Origin of the sequence: Bradyrhizobium sp. AUGA SZCCT0169 (assembly GCF_018130085.1) — a bacterium.
GTDB lineage: Bacteria > Pseudomonadota > Alphaproteobacteria > Rhizobiales > Xanthobacteraceae > Bradyrhizobium.
In genome coordinates, this window is sequence record NZ_JAFCMC010000004.1 from 58250 (window position 1) to 72350 (window position 14101).

A 14101-nucleotide genomic window follows, 5' to 3' on the forward strand; every position below is an offset into this window, starting at 1 on the left:
CGAAGCTAGCCCGGCCGTGCATCCGCCGGCCGGGTCTGCTTCAGCAATCGCGCGCAGACGATTCCGAGCGCGACCATGATGGCCGCGGCGGTGAGCAAGGTCGGCACCTTGCCGGCGTGCTGGATACCGAAGCCGTAGGCGATCGGGCCGAGCGTCTGGCCCATGAAAAAGAAGAACGAGTGCAGCGACAGCGCCGTCGCGCGCGCTTCGACCGACAGCTCGCTGGCAAATACCTGCAGGCAACCGTGGATCATGTAAAAGCCCCAGCCCATGAACAGCAGGCTCAAGGCCTGGAGCTTCCATTGCGGTCCCATCGCGACCGCAACGAGTTGCACCGCGACCAGCGTCGCACCGGCGAGCATCATGCCCTTGACGCCGATCCGGGGCAGGAAACGCGAAATCGTCATGGTGTAAAACAGGCCGCCGACCGCAAAGCCGGCGATCACGATGCCGGCGATCGAGAGCGAGGTCTCGCCGAGGTCGAACAGGAAGGCGGCGATGAAGGGAAACAGGCCAAGCACGCAGCAGCCTTCGATGAATACCGCCGAATAGCAGATGCGCGCGTTCGGGTTGGTGAAGATGGTGCGGTAGCCATGCGCGAGTGCCGAGAGGCTGGTCCGCGGCGGATTTTTCAGGTCGGCGCCCCGGAAACCGGCCGCCACCGCAATCGCCGCCAGCACCACCAGAGCGCCGAGGATCGCCAGCACGCCGCGCCAGCCCATGAAATCGCCGATCAATCCGGAGAACGAGGCGCCGAGCAGGTTCCCGGACATCGAGCCCATCAGCGTGCGCCCGATCGCAAGCTGGCGTTTCTCGGGGCCGACGAGATCGCTGGTCAGGCCGAGCGCAATCGGAAACACCCCGCCCGAGCCGATACCGGCGAGGATACGCGTTGCAAACAGTTCCGGGAACGACGTCGCCATCGCGCCCAGGATGTTGGCAATGCCAAGCAGCACCAGGCAGACGATCATCAGCCGTGCCTTGCCGAACATGTCGGCGGTGGCGCCGAGCACGGGCTGGATGATTGCGAAGGTGAACGCGAACACGGCGGCAAAGCCGGCAGCGGCGGCGATGCTGACGCCGAAATCCTCCGCGACGTGCGGCAACACAGGATCGAGCGCGCGAGCCGACAGGCTGGCCGCAAAGGTCGCGAGTGCGATGATGTTAAGGGCCGGCGGCAGGCGGTTGGTTGCTGCGGTCACGGCATGGCCCGCGCCATCAGCGCGCCGTGCTGTTGGCAGTTAGGTTCTTGGCGAGCGCATCGAACCCCATCAGGGTCTTCACCAGCGCTTCGAACTCGCGCAGCGGCACCATGTTGGGTCCGTCCGACGGCGCGTTATCAGGGTCGGGGTGGGTCTCGATGAACACGCCGGCCACCCCGACCGCGACCGCCGCGCGCGCCAGCACCGGCACGAATTCGCGCTCGCCGCCCGATGAAGTGCCCTTCCCGCCCGGCTGCTGCACCGAATGGGTGGCATCAAAAATCACCGGCGCGCCGGTGGTGCGCGCCATGATCGGCAGCGCGCGCATGTCAGACACCAAGGTGTTGTAGCCAAAGGATGCGCCGCGTTCGGTGACCAGCACGTTCGGATTGCCGCCTGATGTGATCTTGCTGACGACGTTGGCCATGTCCCACGGCGCCAGGAACTGCCCCTTCTTGACGTTGACGATCTTGCCGGTCGCGGCCGCCGCCGTCAGCAGGTCGGTCTGCCGGCACAGGAACGCCGGAATCTGCAGCACGTCCACCGCCTGCGCCACCTCGGCGCATTGCAAAGCCTCGTGGACGTCTGTCAGCACGGGCAGTCCGAGCGAGGAACGTATCTCGGCGAAGATCGGCAGCGCCTGCTTCAGCCCGATGCCGCGCGCGGCCGAGGCGCTGGTGCGGTTGGCCTTGTCGAACGAGGTCTTGTAGACGAGCCCGACGTTGAGACGACCCGCAATCTCCTTCAGCGCCGATGCCACTTCGAGCGCATGGCTGCGGCTTTCGAGCTGGCATGGCCCGGCGATGATCGAAATCGGCAAGTGGTTGCCGAATTTGACCGGACCAGCCGTCACCACCGGTGCTGCAGAGATGTTCGCGCTCAAGGGATTTTCCTTTGCTCAGCGCGGACCATGCCGGTCCGCGCCATCAGGATCAACCCTGTTTAACCCCGGAATATCAGGGTTGCACGCAAGGTTACTTCACCGAGGAGAAAGCCGTCGGGACCAGCAATTGACTGACGATGTTGTCGATGATCTGGCCGTCCTCTTCGCTCTTGGCGCGGCCGGCGATCCAGTCGGGGTCGGACTGAAATGCCGTCCATTTCTTTTCGCGGTCGGCGAGCGAATCCCAGGTGACGAAATAGGTCAGTTCCTGGTTGGAGGTCCCGATCAGCGTGGTGTAGAAACCGGCCTGCTTGATGCCGTGCTTGTCCCACAATTTCAGCGTCAGCGTGTCGAAGCGCTTCATCAGCGCCGGCAGACGGCCCGGCAGACAGCGATAGACACGCATTTCCATAATCATCGGCTTCACTCCCCTGATTGTTGTTCTTGCAGGTAACGGAAGCGGTTTGTCGCAACAATTGGCGCGTTCGTCAAAGGCTGGTGGCGCAGCCTCTCGTCACACCAGCCGCGACTGCACCACCGCCGCCTGAATGAACGATGCGAACAAGGGATGCGGCTCGAACGGGCGCGATTTCAGTTCGGGGTGGAATTGCACGCCGATGAACCAGGGATGGTCCTCATATTCGACGATCTCCGGCAGCACGCCGTCGGGCGACAGGCCCGAGAAGCGCAGGCCGTGCTGTTCGAGGCGGTCCTTGTAGGCGGTGTTGACCTCGTAGCGGTGGCGGTGGCGTTCCGAAATCTCGGTGGCGCCGCCATAGACCGCCGACACCCGGCTGCCGCGATTGAGCGCCGCCGGATAAGCGCCGAGCCGCATCGTGCCGCCGAGATCGCCGGACTTCGATCGCTTCTCGAGTTCGTTGCCGCGCAGCCATTCCGTCATCAGACCGACCAGCGGCTCCCTGGTCGGACCGAACTCGGTGGAATTGGCGTCCTCGATGCCGACGAGATTGCGCGCGGCTTCGATCACAGCCATCTGCATGCCGAAGCAAATACCGAAATACGGCACGTGGCGCACACGCGCGAACTGCGCCGCGCGGATCTTGCCTTCGGCGCCGCGCTGGCCGAAGCCGCCGGGCACCAGGATGCCGTTGACGTGTTCGAGGAACGGCGCCGGATCCTCGTGCTCGAACACCTCGCTCTCGATCCAGTCGAGATTGACCTTCACCTTGTTGGCGATGCCGCCATGCGACAGCGCCTCGATCAGCGATTTATACGCATCCTTCATGCCGGTGTATTTGCCGACGATGGCGATGGTCACCGCGCCTTCGGGGTTGCGCACCCGCTCGTTGATGTCGTTCCAGCTCTGCATCGCGGGCGGAATCTTCGGCGCGATGCCGAACGCGGCCAGCACTTCGTCATCGAGGCCGGCCTCGTGATAGGCTTGCGGCACCGCGTAGATGTTGTCGACGTCCCTCGCCTCGATCACGGCGCTTTCGCGCACGTTGCAGAACAGGCCGAGCTTGCGCCGCTCTTCCTTCGGTATCTCGCGGTCGGTGCGGCACAGCAGGATATCCGGCTGGATGCCGATCGAACGCAGCTCCTTCACCGAGTGCTGGGTCGGCTTGGTCTTCAACTCGCCGGCGCTCGGGATGAACGGCAGCAGCGTCAGGTGAATGTAAACCGCGTGCTCGCGCGGCAATTCGTTCTTGAGCTGACGGATGGCTTCAAAGAACGGCAACCCCTCGATGTCGCCGACGGTGCCGCCGATCTCCACCAGCACGAAATCATATTCGTCATTGCCGGAGAGGACGAATTCCTTGATCGCGTTGGTGACGTGCGGAACCACCTGGATGGTCGCACCGAGATAATCGCCGCGGCGTTCCTTGGTGATGATGTCCTGATAGATGCGCCCGGTGGTGATGTTGTCGGCCTTGGTGGCCGGACGCCCCGTGAAGCGCTCGTAATGGCCGAGATCGAGATCGGTCTCGGCGCCGTCGTCGGTCACGAACACTTCGCCGTGCTGATACGGCGACATCGTTCCGGGATCGAGGTTGAGATAGGGGTCGAGTTTGCGGAGACGGACCTTGTACCCGCGAGCCTGCAACAGCGCACCGAGTGCCGCTGAAGCCAGACCTTTGCCGAGCGAAGAAACCACGCCGCCGGTGATGAATATGTACCGCGCCATGGGACTCAACCTTTAAGGCCACTGCTCCGATTCGCCAAAACGAATCGCTTCGCTTGAGCGAACATTTTGCCGGGCTGTGGGTGACGTGAAAATTAAAGCGATTTCAGAGCATTGATGGGAAGTTCTGATGCAGGACGGTAGTCGCCGTCCTGCATAGCCACCCTGCTTTATTGCGAACGCGGTGCTTGCGGCCCCGACGGCGCCGGCGGGCTCTGCTGTTCGTCGACCTTCTTCAGCGTATCCAGAACGCCGCCGCTGGTCGGCGGCGCGATCGGGGTCCCTCCGGGCTGGGACGGCGTCGCCGGGCCCGTGAGAATCGAGCTGGGCTTGCGATCGAGCCCTGCGGACCAGGCCAAATACAGGCTGGTGACAAAGAAGCCTGCCGCCAGAATCGCGGTCATCCGCGTCAACAGGTTGGAGGTTCCGCGGCTCGACATGAAACCGGCGCCGCCGCCCATGCCAAGGCCGCCGCCTTCGGATTTCTGCAGCAATACCGCGCCGATCAGCACGGCGACGATCATGAGGTGAACGACAATAACGACGGCCTGCATTTCTAACCTTCCGTCACAAGCCATGAGCGCCGGGCTTCGGCTGCACTATTGAGCTTGCGGGTTTTCCTGAAGTTGCGCGGTGTTACACGATCGGACGGGGCATTGTCACCCCCAACAGCTGCTCCGGAGATAATTGCCGCAGGCTTTCCAACAAGCCGCGGAGCCGCACGAAGTCGCGACATTTCCAGCTTGCGAGCGGCGGCCGACTTCTCTTATAGTAGACATATGGATACTATTGTGGACGACTTGAGCAACCGGCTGGCGCAGCGCCTGCGTCTCGAGCGCGACAGCCGCGGCTGGTCGCTGGCCGATCTCGCCGAACGATCGGGGGTCTCGAAGGCCACCATCAGCAAGATCGAGCGTGCCGAAGTCAGTCCGACCGCGGTGGTGCTGGTCCGGCTCGCAAGCGCCTTCGACCTCACGCTTGCCGGCCTGATGTTGCGCGCCGAGGGCCAGGGCGAGCGCCTTTCGCGCGCCAGCGAACAGCCGGTCTGGCGCGATCCCGAGACCGGCTATCTGCGCACACAGCTATTTAATCGCCCCGATCATCCGCTCGAAGTCATCAGGGTCGAACTGCCGGCACGACAGCGCGTGACGCTGCCGGCCTCATCCTACGCCCATATCCGACAGGTGGTCTGGGTACAGGCGGGCGCACTCGTGATCATCGAGGCCGGCGAGAGGTATCTCCTCGGTACCGGCGATTGCCTCGGATTCGGCCCCCCCGCGGAGACGACCTTCGCCAACGAGAGCGCCGCACCCTGCATTTATGTCGTGGCGCTGGCCCGGAGCTAGCAACGATGTCGGAGGTTGCCTTCAAGAGCACCGCGATCGAACAGGCGAGCCCCGCCAACGATATCGCGGCCGGCCACAATGGCGGCCCACCACTCGACGATAAGCACCGGCCGGAATGGGGTGATGAGGGAATCGGAAATTACTTCTACTGGAAGGCTGCGCACCGCAGGGCATGGCACAACCCCTCGCCCGGCATCGTCGCCTTTCGCATTCAAAAGGCCGAACGGCTCGGACTCACTTATGAAGAGTACACGTTGGAAATTCTCGAACGCAGCCGACATCTCCAGATCGAGGATGTCGAGCGTATTGCAGAGATCAAGCAGGCCCGTGCGGCCAGGAAACGAGGGCTGAACGACATGCCTGATATCGAAATCAAACCCTTGAGCCCGTCGCCCGATATCCGCGCGAGCCTCAGTGAGATACTGATCGAGGCGGTGGCCCATGGCGGCTCGGTCAGCTTCATGCATCCGCTGGCACCAGAGGTCGCCAATGCCTTCTGGGACAAATCGCTGGCTGCGGCGGCGCGCGGAGAACGGATCATTCTCGGCGCCTTCGACGGCGATCAACTGGTCGGAACGGTAACGCTGGTGCTGGACCTTGCACTCAACCAGCCGCACCGGGCGGAAATCGTCAAGATGATGACGCGGGTCAGCCACCGCGGCCGTGGCGTCGCTAAGACGCTGCTATACGCGGCCGAACGCGTGGCGATCGATCATGGACGCCGGCTGCTGGTGCTCGACACCGCCGACGACGAAGGCGCTGCCGGACTATACGAGCGTGTCGGCTTCAAGTTGGCAGGGATCATTCCGGACTATGCGTACAAGCCCCTCGGCGGCATGACGGGCACGATGTTCTACTGGAAGCGGCTAAAGGACGCCGCGCCCATCTGAGCTCAACACCCCGCCGCGATCGCCAAAAAGTCCGCCGCCTTCAGGCTGGCACCGCCGACCAGAGCGCCGTTGACATTGGCGACCGCCATCAGTTCGGCGGCGTTCGAGGGCTTGACCGAACCGCCATAGAGAATCCGGATCTTGCCGCCCTCGGCCTTAAATCGGTCGGTGAGAACACCCCGGATAAACGCATGAACTTGCTCGACATCCTTGGCCGTCGGGGTCAACCCGGTGCCGATCGCCCAGACCGGCTCATAGGCCACCACCAGATTGGCTGACGTCGATCCGTCCGGCAGCGAGCCTTTGAGATGGCCACTGCAGACGTCCAGCGTCTGCCCGGCGTCGCGCTGGCCCTGGGTTTCGCCGATGCAGACGATGGCAGTCAGCCCTGCTCGCCAGGCGGCTTCCGCCTTCTGCCGGACCAGGGCATCGGTCTCGCCATGGTCGGCGCGGCGCTCGGAATGACCGACAATGATGGCGCTGGCGCCGGCATCGGCCAGCATTTCGGCCGAAAGGTCGCCGGTATGGGCGCCCGAGGCCTTCGGGTGGCAATCCTGGGCGCCGACGGCGAGTTTTGAGCCCTTGGCCTTGTCGGCCAAGGTGGCGATCAGGGTCGCCGGCGGGCAGACCAGCAGGTCGGCCTTGGCGGCCACCGCTGCGGCACCTTCGCGCATCGCTTCAAATTCGGCCAGGGAGGACTTGAGGCCGTTCATTTTCCAGTTGCCGGCGATCAGGGGCCGAATGGGGTCGGTCATGTCGATTTTCTCTCGAATATGGGGCCCCCTCCGCTAGCAGAGGCGCGCGACCAGTTCCAGATACCGCTTCAAGGTGATCTCTGAGCCGTTAACCGCTTCAATAGGCCCGTGCAGAGATCCTTAAGCTGATTCCGAAATTTTTAATAAATGCGGACCAGCCTCCGTTCCCGACAGGAGGTGTGCCATGCGTGATCATGACTTCGTGTCCGGCGGATTCCTCGCGCTAATCATAACCGCCCTTGTGATGTTGTGCTCAAGTTGGCTCGTTCTTGCGTTCAGCTAGCCCGGCGGAGTGCCTCGTCGGCAACTGATCAGAGAGCGTCCGGGGAATTTGTGGCTGACCGTCGGCCGCCGCCATTGGAATGGGCGGCCCGAGTTGAATGGGTGCGAAATACCCGCGTGAAACGGCGGGCCGATCTGACCTGAGTCTGTACGCAAAGAACAAGTTTGTTGTGTGACTCCTGACACATTCAAATTTGAACAGACGGCTAGCCTACCGACATGACAAACGACCGCCACCGTGGAGAGGGACCGTGCCTGAAATTCGCGAACTGAATATGGACGAGCTCGGGACCGTTAGCGGCGGCGGCGATGACTTCACAATGGCCGCGGCCCTTCAACTTGACGCAGCTGTAAAGGAAAGCGCAGCGCCGTCGAAGCCCGTTAGGCAAACATCGGGGGCCGCCGTTGCTAAAATTGTTCACCAGACCAGTATAGCGGATGCGGTTCTGCGGTAAGAACGCCGCGTGGCTGCGCGACAAATGAAACCGTGAAGCGCGTATCGACCGGCCTGCCTCTGCCGACGCAATTGACGGGCCCTGCGTGGGCTCGCTCCCGCTCCTTCCTATGCAATTTGTGCCAGCGCCGGCTGTAGCGCTCGGTACTACTACTAATTTTTCCCAATCTTCTTTTCCACGACGGAGCTGACTGTTAGCTTTCTGCATGGCGCTCTCGCAGAGCGCCTGGGTTTGTTCGATCTTGCGCTAGGACTCAATGAAGAGACAGCAGCATGCCCGACGTCGATCGGTTGTGGGCAACCATTCCAATCAGTGAAGACAATGCAGAGGGCGCCACTGAGATTTGGATGCGCTATGAACTTGGGGCGCGCGCAACAACGCATCACAAGTTGAACCGGTTAACCGCCGAGGGACGTATCAAGCGAATATCCCGCCTCATGCCAAATGGCGGCGAAGTGCATTTGTATTATCGAGCCGAATGATACGGATGCGGCTGCAGCCGGAAACAAGGTCTCAACGCTGAGACTTGGTCACGACGTAGTCGCGGACCAGCGTCGCCTCGACAATCAGGATCGATTCATGGCCGTGATGTGACTCGGATTAAGGCCGGGTATGCCCACCCGAGTCGTGCGGCCTACCGGTGCGTCGAACCGTCATCTCGATCGACAGTGAAAAGACCGGCATGCGAGTCGAGTTGCCGCTGCCGCAGCCGGAGACTACGCTCGAGGCCGGCCCCACCGGCGACGTCGGCGTCATCGTCCGTGGCGCGCCGTGGACCAAGGGCGCGCCGGGGGACCGAATTCGTGGCGTCGGCCAGACAGATCTGGCGGGTGAGGCCCGGAAATCGGTTCACGGCATGCGCACGGCCGCGGTGACCCGGGCGGCCGGAAATGTGGCGACCGAGCGCGAACCGGAGGCCGTTTTTCGGCTGGTCCGGTCGGCGGATGGCGACGCTGTACGCCAAAAGCGCGAACCGCGGCAGGCTTGCCGCGGGGGCCATCGGCAAGTTAGACCGTGCCGAGACCGAAAAAAGAACATCTATTCTCGCACCTATGGCTGAGGTGCGGGCGGGAAACCGAAAAAGCTAATGAAATCAGCCCCTTAATTTTTAGATAGAAGACGGACCCATGCTTCGAGGAATACGCAAAGCCTCATCAAACTGGCTCGGCAAGGCCGTCATGAGCGTCGTGATGGGCGTGCTGATTCTCAGCTTTGCTGTCTGGGGCATCGCCGACATCTTCAAGGGCTTTGGGCAGTCGACGCTGGCCAAGATCGGCAAGACCGAAATCTCGACCGAGCAATTCCGCCAGATCTACACCGACAAGCTGCAGCAGCTCGGCCGTCAGTTCGGCCGTCCGCTGACCCAGGAGCAGGCCCGCTTGTTTGGGCTTGATCGCCAGGTGCTGCAGCAGACCATCGCGGAAGCCGCCCTCGACGAGGAGGCGCGGCGCATGGGCCTTGCACAGTCGGATGCCGAGGCCATGCGGGTTATCTACAACGATCCCGCGTTCAAGGGATTGGGCGGCAATTTCGATCCGGCGCGCTTCCAGGCCGCGATCCGCCAGGCCGGCTACACCGAGCAGCGCTACCTCGCCGAGCGGCGGCGCCTGGGCTTGCGGCGCCAGATCGCGGACACCGTCACGGCCGGGCTCGAGCCGCCGAAGCTCATGATCGATGCCTTGACCCGGTACCAGAACGAGCAGCGCTCGGTCGATTACATCAAACTCGACGCCGCGCAGGCCGGCACCATCGACACGCCCTCGCCCGAGACGCTCGCCGCCTATTTCGAAGACCACAAGACCCAGTTCCGCGCACCCGAGTTTCGCAAACTGTCGTTCATCGTGGTCAGCCCCGAGGAACTTGGCAAATGGTCCGAAGTCTCCGACGAGGATGCGAAGAAGGTATTCGAGCAGAGCCGTAACCGGATCGGTACGCCCGAGAAGCGCGAAGTGCAGCAGATGGTGTTTCAAAACGCCGAGGAAGCCCTCACCGCGCGCAGCCGCATCACATCCGGAATGTCATTCGACGACGTCGCCAAGGAGCATAACGCCAATCTTGTTGACCTCGGCATGACGGCAAAATCCGCCATCATCGATCCGGCCATCGCCGACGCGGCGTTCGCGCTGCCCTCCGGCGAGGTGAGCCAGCCGATAAAAGGCCAGTTCGTCGTGGCGCTGGTCAAGGTCGGCAAGATCGAACCGGCTACGACGCCTTCCTATGAAAGCGTCGCGGCGCAGATAAAAAAGGAAATCGCGACCGAGCGGGCGCGCGGCAAGGTCGCCGAACTCCACAACAAGATGGAAGACGAGCGTGGCGGCGGCGCCAGCGTGGTCGAAGCCGCCCAGAAGCTCGGACTGACGGCAGTCACCATCGAGGCCGTCGACCGCTCCGGCCGCGGCCCTGACGGCCGGCCGGTCGGCAATATTCCGCGCGGTCTCGAAGTGGTCAGCCAAGCCTTCGCAAGCAATGTCGGCGTCGACAACGATCCGATCCAGTTTGCCGGCGGCTATGTCTGGTACGACGTACTCGGCGTTACACCGTCGCGTGAACGCACTCTCGACGAGGTCCGCGCCCAGGTCGAAACCAAGTGGCGCGAAGACCAGATCTCGAGCAAGCTGCGCGCGAAGGCGACCGAGATGGTCGGCAAGCTCGAGGGTGGCGGCACCTTGGTCGAAGAAGCCGCGTCGATCGGCTCGAAGGTCGAAACCGCAACCGGCTTCCGGCGCGACGCCGCTCCATCCGGCGTGCCCTCGAGCCTCATCACCGCGGCGTTTCGCACCGCCAAGGATGGCGTCGGACAAACCGCCCGCGCCGGGGGCAGCGAGTGGATCGTGTACCGCGTCACCGATGTCAGCATGCCCTCGGTCAACGTCGCGGCCGACGAGGTCACGAAACTGAAGGAGACATTGCTGCGGGGCCTCACCGACGAACAGATCGCGCAGTACGTCACGAAGATCGAGTCAGAGATCGGCACGACAATCAACCAGGCGGCCTTCGCACAGGTGACGGGCGCGAACAGCAACTGAGCATTATCCGGGACGTGGGCACCGGTTTTCCCTCGACAAGCGCGTAGCGTTTGCTCGAAGGTCATGCTCAAGCGATAAAGACGTCCCAATCCTGAAAGCAACGCGATGGACGACCTCAAATCTATCATCGGAAAAGTCGCCACCGGTGCGACGCTGTCGCGTGAGGAGGCTGCCTCCGCTTTCGACAGCATGATGTCCGGCGAGGCGACGCCCTCGCAGATGGGCGGACTATTGATGGCGCTGCGGGTGCGCGGCGAGACGGTCGACGAAATCACCGGCGCGGTGTCGGCGATGCGCGGCAAGATGCTGCGGGTCAAGGCGCCGGCGGAGGCCGTCGACGTGGTCGGCACCGGCGGCGACGGTTCCGGGTCGGTGAACGTGTCGACCTGCGCCTCCTTCATTGTCGCGGGCGCCGGTGTGCCCGTCGCCAAACACGGCAACCGCGCGCTGTCTTCGCGCTCGGGAGCGGCCGACGTATTGGCCTCGCTCGGTGTCAGGATCGATCTTTCGCCCGACCAGGTGGGCCGTTGCGTACAGGAAGCCGGCATCGGATTCATGTTCGCGCCCGCGCACCATCCGGCCATGAAGAACGTCGGCCCGACCCGGGTCGAACTCGCCACGCGTACGATCTTCAACCTGCTCGGACCGCTGTCCAACCCGGCCGGCGTCAAGCGGCAAATGGTCGGCGTATTCTCGAGGCACTGGGTGCAGCCGCTGGCGCAGGTGCTGAAGAACCTCGGCTCCGAGTCGGTCTGGGTGGTGCACGGCTCCGACGGTCTCGACGAAATCACCCTCACCGGCCCGAGTTTTGTCGCAAGCCTTGAGAACGGCAATGTCCGCACCTTCGAGGTGACGCCGGAAGAGGCCGGCCTCGCCCGCGTCGGCGGCGAAGCGTTGAAGGGCGGCGATGCCGACGCCAACGCGGTGGCGCTGCAAGGCGTGCTGAGCGGCAAGCCGAGCGCGTATCGCGACGTCGCTCTCCTGAATGCCGCGGCGGCGCTGATCGTCGCCGGCCGAGCCAGGGATTTGAAGGAAGGCGTCGCGCTGGGCACCAAATCGCTCGACGGCGGCGCCGCCGCTGCAAAACTCAAGCATTTGATCGCGGTGTCCAACGGCTGACCGCGGGAGCGCCCGACATGTCCGACATTCTGAGCCAGATCGAGACTTACAAGCGCGAGGAAATCGCCGCCGCCAAGCGCGAGCATCCGCTGGCAAGCCTTGAAGCGCTGGCCAAAACCGCGCCGCCGCCGCGCGGCTTTTTGCATGCGATCCGTGAAAAGCTTGATCGCGGTGACTACGCGCTGATCGCGGAGGTAAAAAAGGCTTCGCCCTCCAAGGGGCTGATCCGAGCCGACTTCGATCCGCCGGCATTGGCAAAAGCCTATGAAGCCGGCGGTGCGGCGTGTCTGTCGATCCTGACCGATACGCCCTCGTTCCAGGGCCACCTCGATTTCATGGTCGCAGCACGCGCGGCGACCAATTTGCCGGTGCTGCGCAAGGATTTCCTGTTCGACACCTATCAGGTGGTCGAGGCCCGCGCCCATGGCGCCGACTGCATCCTGATCATCATGGCCGCACTCGATGACGGCACGGCCAGAGATCTGGAAGATGCCGCCATCGCGCATGGCATGGACGTGCTGATCGAAATCCACGACCGCGCGGAGCTCGATCGCGCGCTAAAGCTTCGCTCGCCGATGATCGGCGTCAATAACCGCAATTTGCGCACCTTCGAGACCACGCTGGTGACCAGCGAGGCGCTCGCGCCGCTGATCCCCGGGGATCGCCTGATGGTCGGCGAAAGCGGCATCTTTACGCCGGCGGACCTTGCGCGCCTCGCGCGCGCCGGCATGGCGACCTTCCTGGTCGGCGAAAGCCTGATGCGCCAGGCCGACGTCACTGCGGCCACGCGGGCGTTGCTTGCCCGAACCGACGTGCCGCGCGCCACCGGGACGCGCTAGGCGATGGCGCGGAAGGCTTCCAAAGGCGGCGCCCTCACCCACATCGATGCATCGGGCGAAGCGCGGATGGTCGACGTGTCGGCCAAACCCGCCACCGAACGCGCAGCCGTTGCCGAAGGCCGCGTCGTCATGAGCAAGGCGACGCTCGAACTGATCGTCTCCGGCAACGCCAAAAAGGGCGACGTACTGGGCACCGCCCGCATTGCCGGCATCATGGCGGCCAAGCGCACCTCGGATTTGATCCCGCTGTGCCATCCGCTGGCGCTATCGAAGGTCACGCTCGACGTCACGCCCGACAAGAAATTGCCCGGCTGCGTCGTCCGCGCCACCGTGAAGGTCACCGGGCCGACCGGCGTCGAGATGGAAGCGCTGACGGCGGTGTCGGTCGCGTGCCTGACGATCTACGACATGATCAAGGCAGTCGAGCGCGGCGTGCGCATCGAAGGAATTCATCTGGTCGAGAAAAAGGGCGGCAAGTCCGGACATTACCGCGCCGGGGACTGATCGCAATCGGCGAGAAACACCGTTCCGTCCGCCGGTCGTGACCGAGTGACGGGTCACAATGATTTATCCGGCGTTGCGTTGCCGCTCGCGATAGCTGCGTGTTTTCATCCGGTTCCCGCACAGCGATGACATGCACCAGCGCCGCGTCGATGGTTTCGAGCGGTCGAAGAATACCCGGCGGCATTCGTCAGACGCGCACATTTTCAGCCGATCAAGCGTTCCATTTCTGGAGCCGTCATAGAGTTCTGCGACAATCGGCGACAGTCCTGCGAGCGCATCTTCGCGCGCTGCCTGCAGCACCATGCCGTCATCCCCTGCGGCCACGACCAGCGGAAAATATTTCAGCGCTTTGCTCAGCGCGCGAACCGCATCTCTGTTTCCGTGCCGCTCCAGCGGATCGCACTGCAGATAGTCGCGAACCAACGTCCGCAGCTCGGTCGCGGTTGCAAACATCGCCGGCGTGAGCTTTGCGCTGGTGGGCGCCAGCCCGCGCTGCGACATCCAGCTCGCGAGCTCCCGCGCGCTGATCAGCTCATCGCCTTGCGGATGCGGCACGCCGTGATGCGTGAAGTGCCTGACGTCGAGCGTATTGGCGAAATCATAGAGATTGGCCAGCTCGTCCGGAACGCCGAACTTTTTTGATTCCCGCGACATCAA

At 63.4% G+C, this 14101-nt stretch carries 15 protein-coding genes; 8 read left to right on the top strand and 7 right to left on the bottom strand.

Translation table 11 applies throughout. From position 1 onward, the window contains the following. Positions 1-5: 5 nt before the first annotated feature. The 5 genes from JQ609_RS05910 to secG form a co-directional block, all read right to left on the bottom strand. Positions 6-1202: an MFS transporter gene (locus tag JQ609_RS05910; protein WP_212272373.1), complete on the bottom strand. Its 1197-nt coding sequence runs from the start codon at positions 1200-1202 to the stop codon at positions 6-8. Between the two features lie 16 nt (positions 1203-1218). Further along, complete coding sequence (gene kdsA, locus JQ609_RS05915) at positions 1219-2085, bottom strand: 3-deoxy-8-phosphooctulonate synthase (RefSeq protein ID WP_212272374.1); 867 nt, start codon at positions 2083-2085, stop codon at positions 1219-1221. 91 nt (positions 2086-2176) lie between these two features. Continuing rightward, positions 2177-2503: an NIPSNAP family protein gene (locus JQ609_RS05920; protein ID WP_212272376.1), complete on the bottom strand. Its 327-nt coding sequence runs from the start codon at positions 2501-2503 to the stop codon at positions 2177-2179. A 96-nt stretch (positions 2504-2599) separates the two neighbouring features. Next, on the bottom strand, positions 2600-4231 hold the full coding sequence (locus tag JQ609_RS05925; RefSeq protein ID WP_212272377.1) for a CTP synthase: 1632 nt from the start codon (positions 4229-4231) through the stop codon (positions 2600-2602). A gap of 167 nt (positions 4232-4398) precedes the next feature. Then, a complete protein-coding gene (gene secG, locus JQ609_RS05930) occupies positions 4399-4782 on the bottom strand; it encodes a preprotein translocase subunit SecG (protein ID WP_192739556.1) in 384 nt (127 codons plus the stop codon). A 225-nt stretch (positions 4783-5007) separates the two neighbouring features. On the opposite strand from secG, the gene JQ609_RS05935 reads away from it, so the two are divergent. Next, positions 5008-5574 carry an XRE family transcriptional regulator gene (locus tag JQ609_RS05935; RefSeq protein ID WP_212272379.1) on the top strand — a complete coding sequence of 189 codons (567 nt, stop codon included), beginning with the start codon at positions 5008-5010 and terminating at the stop codon, positions 5572-5574. Between the two features lie 356 nt (positions 5575-5930). After that, positions 5931-6464, top strand: coding sequence for an N-acetyltransferase (locus tag JQ609_RS05940; protein WP_212272752.1), 534 nt, complete (start codon positions 5931-5933; stop codon positions 6462-6464). A gap of 2 nt (positions 6465-6466) precedes the next feature. Here JQ609_RS05940 and tpiA read toward each other — a convergent pair whose 3' ends face one another. Then, complete coding sequence (gene tpiA / locus JQ609_RS05945) at positions 6467-7219, bottom strand: triose-phosphate isomerase (protein ID WP_212272381.1); 753 nt, start codon at positions 7217-7219, stop codon at positions 6467-6469. 1009 nt (positions 7220-8228) lie between these two features. On the opposite strand from tpiA, the gene JQ609_RS05950 reads away from it, so the two are divergent. From JQ609_RS05950 to moaC, 6 genes are all read left to right on the top strand, one after another. Next, positions 8229-8438 (top strand): hypothetical protein, encoded by a 210-nt coding sequence (locus JQ609_RS05950; RefSeq protein WP_212214392.1) that lies wholly within the window; start codon positions 8229-8231, stop codon positions 8436-8438. Between the two features lie 158 nt (positions 8439-8596). Next, entirely contained in the window at positions 8597-9016 is a 420-nt protein-coding gene (locus JQ609_RS05955) for a hypothetical protein (protein ID WP_212272382.1), read from the top strand. Between the two features lie 67 nt (positions 9017-9083). Next, positions 9084-10982: a peptidylprolyl isomerase gene (locus JQ609_RS05960; protein ID WP_212272384.1), complete on the top strand. Its 1899-nt coding sequence runs from the start codon at positions 9084-9086 to the stop codon at positions 10980-10982. A gap of 105 nt (positions 10983-11087) precedes the next feature. After that, complete coding sequence (trpD, locus tag JQ609_RS05965) at positions 11088-12101, top strand: anthranilate phosphoribosyltransferase (protein ID WP_212214398.1); 1014 nt, start codon at positions 11088-11090, stop codon at positions 12099-12101. 17 nt (positions 12102-12118) lie between these two features. Next, positions 12119-12940, top strand: a complete 822-nt coding sequence (gene trpC / locus JQ609_RS05970; RefSeq protein WP_212272385.1) for an indole-3-glycerol phosphate synthase TrpC — start codon at positions 12119-12121, stop codon at positions 12938-12940. A 3-nt stretch (positions 12941-12943) separates the two neighbouring features. Further along, on the top strand, positions 12944-13444 hold the full coding sequence (moaC, locus tag JQ609_RS05975; RefSeq protein ID WP_212272399.1) for a cyclic pyranopterin monophosphate synthase MoaC: 501 nt from the start codon (positions 12944-12946) through the stop codon (positions 13442-13444). 63 nt (positions 13445-13507) lie between these two features. Here the strand turns inward: moaC and JQ609_RS05980 are convergent, their stop codons facing one another. Next, entirely contained in the window at positions 13508-14098 is a 591-nt protein-coding gene (locus tag JQ609_RS05980; protein WP_212272401.1) for a CGNR zinc finger domain-containing protein, read from the bottom strand. Positions 14099-14101 lie beyond the last annotated feature (3 nt).